General features: G+C 63.1%; 5 protein-coding genes, 1 tRNA gene and 1 pseudogene. 6 read left to right on the forward strand and 1 reads right to left on the reverse strand.

All coding sequences use genetic code 11. The features are described from left to right. Nucleotides 1-16 precede the first annotated feature (16 nt). From IVA87_RS16730 to IVA87_RS16755, 6 genes are all read left to right on the forward strand, one after another. Nucleotides 17-229, forward strand: coding sequence for a hypothetical protein (locus tag IVA87_RS16730; RefSeq protein WP_247334261.1), 213 nt, complete (start codon nt 17-19; stop codon nt 227-229). Beyond that, on the forward strand, nt 226-1,701 hold the full coding sequence (gene gatA, locus IVA87_RS16735; protein ID WP_247300792.1) for an Asp-tRNA(Asn)/Glu-tRNA(Gln) amidotransferase subunit GatA: 1,476 nt from the start codon (nt 226-228) through the stop codon (nt 1,699-1,701). The genes IVA87_RS16730 and gatA overlap by 4 nt, the downstream gene beginning before the upstream one ends. Beyond that, nucleotides 1,692-1,994, forward strand: a complete 303-nt coding sequence (locus IVA87_RS16740; RefSeq protein ID WP_247334262.1) for a hypothetical protein — start codon at nt 1,692-1,694, stop codon at nt 1,992-1,994. Before gatA ends, IVA87_RS16740 begins: the two co-directional genes overlap by 10 nt. Then, nucleotides 1,991-3,469, forward strand: a complete 1,479-nt coding sequence (gene gatB / locus IVA87_RS16745; RefSeq protein WP_247300794.1) for an Asp-tRNA(Asn)/Glu-tRNA(Gln) amidotransferase subunit GatB — start codon at nt 1,991-1,993, stop codon at nt 3,467-3,469. Before IVA87_RS16740 ends, gatB begins: the two co-directional genes overlap by 4 nt. A gap of 1,548 nt (nt 3,470-5,017) precedes the next feature. Beyond that, nucleotides 5,018-5,284 carry a hypothetical protein gene (locus IVA87_RS16750; protein ID WP_247300795.1) on the forward strand — a complete coding sequence of 89 codons (267 nt, stop codon included), beginning with the start codon at nt 5,018-5,020 and terminating at the stop codon, nt 5,282-5,284. A gap of 412 nt (nt 5,285-5,696) precedes the next feature. Continuing rightward, nucleotides 5,697-5,790 (forward strand) — tRNA-Ser (locus IVA87_RS16755). Between the two features lie 259 nt (nt 5,791-6,049). Here the strand turns inward: IVA87_RS16755 and IVA87_RS16760 are convergent. Beyond that, a pseudogene (locus tag IVA87_RS16760) lies at nt 6,050-6,919 on the reverse strand (integrase core domain-containing protein); the annotation flags it as partial.

Genomic DNA, 6,919 nt, shown 5'->3' on the forward strand with positions numbered 1-6,919 from the left:
TTTAGGACGTGGTCCGATGTGTCTGCTTTGCGACGATGAGAAGGCCTATCAGGCCTACATGACCTATCTCGACAAGATCGAGCGGCAGGGCAAGGCTGCCGATCCCGACGTCGCCGTCAATGCCGTGCTCGACGAGATCGAGGCCGCCGCAAAAGCAGCCGCCAAAAAAGACGACCCGGCCAACGACAAGACCCTGTCTCCGTTCTTCTGTAGCCCGATCAATAAATGACCGATTTGACATCGCTGACGCTCGCCGCGGCCCGCAAGGGTCTCGCCGACAAGACTTTCACGTCGCTCGAGCTGACCGATGCGCATCTGTCCGCGATCGAAGCTGCGCGCGTGCTCAATGCCTTCGTCATGGAGACGCCGGACCAGGCGCGCAGCATGGCGCGCGAGGCGGACGCCAGGATCGCCAGGGGCGACGCCGGTCCGCTCGCCGGCATCCCGCTCGGGATCAAGGATCTGTTCGCGACCAAGGGCGTGCGCACCACGGCGTGCTCGAAGATCCTCGACAATTTCGTACCGACCTATGAATCGACCGTGACGTCGCAGCTCTGGCGCGACGGCGCGGTGTTGCTCGGCAAGCTCAACAATGACGAGTTCGCGATGGGTTCGTCGAACGAGACCTCCTGCTTCGGCCCGGTCGGCAATCCCTGGCGGCGCGACGGTTCGAACGCGACGCTGGTGCCGGGCGGCTCGTCCGGCGGTTCGGCCTCGGCCGTAGCGGCGCTGCTCTGCATGGGCGCGACCGCGACCGACACCGGTGGCTCGATCCGCCAACCGGCCGCGTTCACCGCGACCGTCGGCATCAAGCCGACCTATGGCCGCTGCTCGCGCTGGGGCATCGTCGCCTTTGCCTCCTCGCTTGACCAGGCCGGCCCGATCGCGCGCAGTGTGCGCGATGCCGCGATGCTGCTGCGCTCGATGGCCGGGCACGATCCGAAGGATACGACCTCGGTCGACATCCCGGTGCCGGACTACGAGGCTGCGATCGGCAAGTCCGTGAAAGGCATGAAGATCGGCGTCCCCAGGGAGTATCGTCTCGACGGCATGCCGGCCGAGATCGAGAAACTCTGGAGCGCGGGCGCGGACTGGCTCAGGAGCGCCGGCGCCGAGCTTGTCGAGGTGTCGTTGCCGCACACCAAATATGCGCTGCCGGCCTATTACATCGTGGCGCCGGCAGAGGCGTCCTCCAATCTCGCGCGCTATGACGGTGTGCGTTACGGCCTGCGCGAGCAGGGCAGGAACATCATCGAGCTGTACGAAAACACCCGGGCCGAGGGCTTTGGCGCAGAGGTGAAGCGCCGCGTCATGATCGGCACCTATGTGCTCTCGGCCGGCTATTACGACGCCTATTACCTGCGGGCGCAAAAAGTACGAACGCTGATCAAGAAGGACTTCGAGGACTGCTTCGCCAAAGGCGTGGATGCGATCCTAACCCCGGCGACGCCGTCGGCGGCCTTCGGCATCGGCGAGAAGGGCGGCGCCGATCCGGTCGAGATGTACCTCAACGACATCTTCACGGTGACCGTGAACATGGCGGGCCTGCCCGGCATCGCCGTGCCCGCCGGCAAGGACGCGCAGGGCCTGCCGCTCGGCTTGCAACTGATCGGCCGTCCCTTCGACGAAGAGACGCTGTTCTCGCTCGGCGAGGTGATCGAGCAGGCTGCCGGCCGCTTCACGCCCGCGAGGTGGTGGTGAATGTCGCCGCGTTCATCGCGAGCCTTGACGGCGCGGCGCCTGCGCCGGAATTGAACGCGTCGCTCGCCGGCCTCTGGTGGGCGGCCAAGGGCGACTGGGTCCGCGCACACAGAATAGTCCAGGACGAGAGCAGCCGCGAGGCGGCCTGGGTGCATGCGTATCTGCACCGCGTCGAAGGTGATCTCGGCAATGCTGGCTACTGGTACCGCCAGGCCGGTCAGCCCGCGGCAAAGGATTCATTGGAAGCAGAGTGGGAGCGGATCGTTGCCACGCTGCTTGGGAGCAAGACATGAGCACGGCCACGCACAAGCTTCTCAAGGGCGCCACCGGCGATTGGGAGATGGTCATCGGCATGGAGATCCATGCCCAGGTGATCTCGAACTCAAAACTGTTCTCGGGCGCCTCGACCACATTCGGCGGGGAGCCGAACAGCCATGTCTCGCTGGTCGACGCCGCGATGCCGGGCATGCTGCCCGTCATCAACGAAGAATGCGTCAGGCAGGCTGTCCGGACCGGGCTTGGCCTCAACGCAAAGATCAATCTGCGTTCGGTGTTCGACCGCAAGAACTATTTCTATCCGGACTCGCCGCAAGGCTACCAGATCAGCCAGTACAAATCGCCGGTGGTGGGTGAGGGCGAGGTGCTGATCGAGCTCGACGGCGGTCGCAGCGTCACCATCGGCATCGAGCGGCTGCACCTGGAGCAGGATGCGGGCAAATTGCTGCATGACCAGTCGCCAAGCATGTCCTTTGTCGATCTCAACCGCTGCGGTGTGGCGCTGATGGAGATCGTCTCCAAGCCCGACATCCGCGATGCCGAGCAGGCGAAGGCCTATGTGACCAAGCTGCGCTCGATCCTGCGCTATCTCGGCACCTGCGACGGCGACATGGAGAAGGGAAGCTTGCGTGCCGACGTCAACGTCTCGGTACGCCGGCCCGGCGGTCCGCTCGGCACCCGCTGCGAGATCAAGAACATGAACTCGATCAACTTCATCGGTCAGGCGATCGAATACGAGGCGCGGCGTCAGATCGAGATCTTGGAAGACGGCGGCGAGATCGAGCAGGAGACGCGGCTCTATGATCCCAATAAGGGCGAGACGCGCTCGATGCGGTCCAAGGAAGAGGCGCATGACTACCGCTACTTCCCCGATCCCGACCTGCTGCCGCTCGAGTTCAGCCAGGAGTTCGTCGACGATCTGAAGGCGAAGCTGCCCGAGCTGCCGGACAAGAAGAAGACGCGCTTCGTCGCCGACTTCGGCCTGTCGGCCTATGACGCGAGCGTGCTGGTCGCCGAGCGCGAGAGCGCGGTATTCTACGAGACGGTGCTCGACAAGCTCGCCAACCGCGCGCGCGACGGCAAGATGGCGGCGAACTGGGTGATCAATGAGCTGTTCGGCCGTCTCAACAAGGAAGGCCGGGATATTACGGGCTCTCCCGTCAACGCGGAGCAACTCGCCGCGATCATCGACCTGATCGGCGAGGGCACGATCTCAGGCAAGATCGCCAAGGATCTGTTCGAGCTCGTCTGGCAGGAGGGCGGCGATCCCCGCGCGCTGGTGGAAAGCCGCGGCATGAAGCAGGTCACCGACCTCTCGGCGATCGAAAAGGTGGTCGACGACATCATCGCGGCCAATCCCGACAAGGCCGCGCAGGTCAAGGACAAGCCGCAGTCGCTCGGCTGGTTCGTCGGCCAGGTGATGAAGGCGTCCGGCGGCAAGGCCAACCCGCAGAGCGTCAACGACCTGCTCAAGTCCAAGCTCGGCGTCTAGCCTCGGCGTTCGAACGAGGTGACGAGTACGCTCCGTCACCTCGTTGTCGGCTCTCGGTGCGGCGCTCGCGCGCAATCCTCGGCGGCAACTTCATCGGATCGACAGCGATGCGGCGGCCGAATCGCAGGCACGCGATTCGCGCAAAACGGCGGTTTGCACACGCTCAGGCGAGCCTTCGTGCCGTTAAGCATGAAAATTTTTTCGTTGCCAAAACTCGCGACTCAGAGTCCGCGAAACGCCTTCGCGAGGCAATCGTGGGATCGACGATGCGCGTCGTCACATCGATCATGCGCGATGCGTGTGTGCAGAAAAATACTTTCTGCATAGTGTTTTTCTGCAATCGCATCTGTTGCAGACGCCGACGATGCGCCCACTCTCTGCGATCGCAAGCACATGTAATGCAGTGCGCTTGCGCCGCGCTCGCCAAGCGCACGCGCGTTGCGTCGTCAACACTTCTTTAAGCGAGACGCTGTTTTTTTCTTCGTGTTGGTGTATTCGGGATGAGTGCATTCGATCCCCGAGTGCACGCAGCGATTAAAGCCATCTCACACATCGGAGGGCAACATGGCCAAGAAAGCGAAGAAGGCGAAGAAGGCGAAGAGCGCAGTGAAGAAGACTGCGAAGAAGACCCGCAAGGTCGCGAAGAAGAAGAAGTAACTTCGCTTCTGAAGTTGCCGGCTCCAGATAGCCGGCACGTCATCAGCGCCTTCTAAGGGTTCTGGTCGACGATAGAGGGTGTCGGCGAGACATCAGGTCAACGGTCGGGTCGTCTCTTGCGGCCCGGCAGAAGAAACGAGTTTTCTTCGTTCGGTGCGGTTCTCCTCAAGGGCTCCGCAATTTCACAAGCGGCCTTCGGGCCGAAGTGAAATCTGGTCCTGACGTGTTCGCCGACGCCCTCGTTCTCTTGAGGCCGGGGCATTGCCGGCATTCCATTCCCCAGGCATTGCTGATCTGACTGCGACGCGGTCGCGCGCTTGCTCGCCCTGTCTTGGGCAAGCTGGGCGTTGCGCCCATGTCGGCTGTCTGCTGTAGCCCGAGTGCCGTTCTACGTGTGCAGTGTCATCGCCCGGCTTGGACCTGGCGAGCCAGTACAGCGCGGCGTCTCGACTGATGACTGCTGTCGGCGGAACACTCGGTCACGCGCCTGCGCGGGTGAGGACAGCGAGCGGCACGCGAGACCCCCACAACGCGCGTCCGACCCTGCGCGATGGTTATCGTTCTCCCAAAATCGCAGGGTAAACCGAATCTGACGAAGCGCAGAAGTGCTTGCAAGTCAGGCGCTTTTTGAATTCCCTGCGCAAACACCGCGCGCTCGCGTTTACGTCTGCTTCATCGCGATACTTAAACTGCCATTCAAATTTGCCCGCCATCATCGCCTCCAACAAGCCGGCAAACGGCATTGGGCAAAAAAGCCTCGGGGATGAGTTGAACAGCACATGATCCCGGAAAAGTGGTCTTCCGGTTTTCCGGGAAGGATCATGCGAATTCAGAGTTGGACGGGAGCCGCGCTCGGGGAAACGGGGCGGCATAAGAAAAAGGGGATGCGACATGTTTCAGGGTACTTTCGATCTGGAGACGGCGACGCCGATCGGCGCGAGCGCGCTCTCGGACGTGCTGTTCGAACGCGGGATCTACTGGGCGAGCGGCCGCTCCGGCCTCGTCGACCTCGTCGCCGCGCATAAATGGTTCAACCTCGCCGCGCTGAAGGGCCGCAAGGACGCCGTCGCGCTGCGCCAGGAAGTCGCCGGGCAGATGTCGGAGGCCGAGATCTCGGCCGCGCAGCGTGAGGCGAGGGCGTGGGTTTCCGCCCACTGAGCGGAGAATCGCATCCGGAACCGCCCTTACGGGCACGCCCGGTTGAGCATGGGTCAGGGCTGCGATTCAGATCGCCCCGATAACCTGGAACCCTGCCGGCTGCAGGAGCCGGTGTGTCCAAGATCAAGGTCTCGGACTTTCCATGCCGGCGCAGATCCGGCGTCTGGTTCAACGTCCGGCCGGTGAGGCGGTGCCGACCTCGTCCTCGCATTGGCGAATCCGGCGGTCCGGCCACCGGAGGCGGACACATACATTACATACATAAAGACGCCGCGCATTGGTGGTCGCGCGCTGCGGATCCCTCCGGGTGCCTGAGCAGCCGCCCGCCTGGCAGCTTTCAGGTGAAAAGAACCCGCCGACCTCAATTCTGCCGCTTGCGGCTCGCCGCCGTGTCGGGCATACCCGGCATATTGGAGACGTGGCCGAGTGGCTGAAGGCGGCGGTTTGCTAAACCGTTATAGGCTTGTAAAGGCCTATCGAGGGTTCGAATCCCTCCGTCTCCGCCAGCCGAGCTGTGTCCGGCCCGGACACATGGGTAACAGGTCGTACCTGAGACATGGGTGACAACCTCGTGCCGTTCGGGTGTCGAGGGTTGCAGGGTCAGTCCACGCCTTCATGGCGCCGGACCATTATTGCTCGGCACGCACTTTCGCCGTCAACCCCGCGCCAAGGGGGCGCGCCCCTGCGGGCTTCGGGGGTTGACCGCTCAGCGCGGCCAAGCAAGTGGCTGGCCATGCCCAAGAATGAGCAAGAGTGCCTTATCAGTCAGAGCGACGATGTCGTACCGGAGACCTCGGTGACGGGCTTCGGGCCGAATGGGTTGTCGAGAGGTTGCAAGGTCTTTTGCTCCAGGTCGAAGTATCCCAGATCGTAGTGCATGAAGCTGACGAGCCAGATGCCGTCGTCGACTTCCTTGATGCCGAGCTTCTGGCCGGCCAGCACGGTCGAGATGTTGATCCTCTTGCGATGCAGGCAGAGCCGGCCGCAGGCCGTGACAAGGACGTCGCGGTCATGGAATGGGTAGGACAGTTCGGGTAGGCCGTCATAGCGGCGCGGTGACGCCGCATACAATTGCGCCGGACACTTCATGCCGAGCGCCTCGTGCGGTCTTTCTATGTTGAACTCGTGAACGAAGGCATCGAAGCGGCCTTGTTGTTGCAGAATGTTCGCGCCCGGTGGCCGGGTCGCCTCCTGCTTCAGCGTCAGATGCATGCGCTCATGGCGGCCATTCTGCTGCGGATGGCCAGGCTTGATGCGCTCGATCGCGATGCCGAGGCGAAGCCACCAGACCGCGAGTTTTGACAGATTGAACAGCGCATTGGGGCTGGCGAACGGCACGCCATTGTCGGAGCGGATCGACAGCGGCAGCCCGCGTTCGGCAACAGCCGCTCGAACGCCGTCACTGCCAGTTCCTCTCGCGTCGACTCCATGGCTTCGCACATCAGCAAGAACCGCGAAGCCTGATCGGTCACGGTGAGGGGGTAGCAGTAGCGTCCGTTGCCGAGCTTGAACTCGCCCTTGAAGTCGGCGCACCAAAGGTCATTGGGAACGGCGCCGGCCGACAGCGGCGTGCCCTGCGCGCGGTTCTTCCGTTCACGGGCGCGCTTGACCAGGCCGTGGCGATCGAGCACGGCA

It is taken from the genome of Bradyrhizobium sp. 147 (assembly GCF_023073935.1).
In the GTDB taxonomy this organism is placed as follows: Bacteria; Pseudomonadota; Alphaproteobacteria; order Rhizobiales; family Xanthobacteraceae; genus Bradyrhizobium.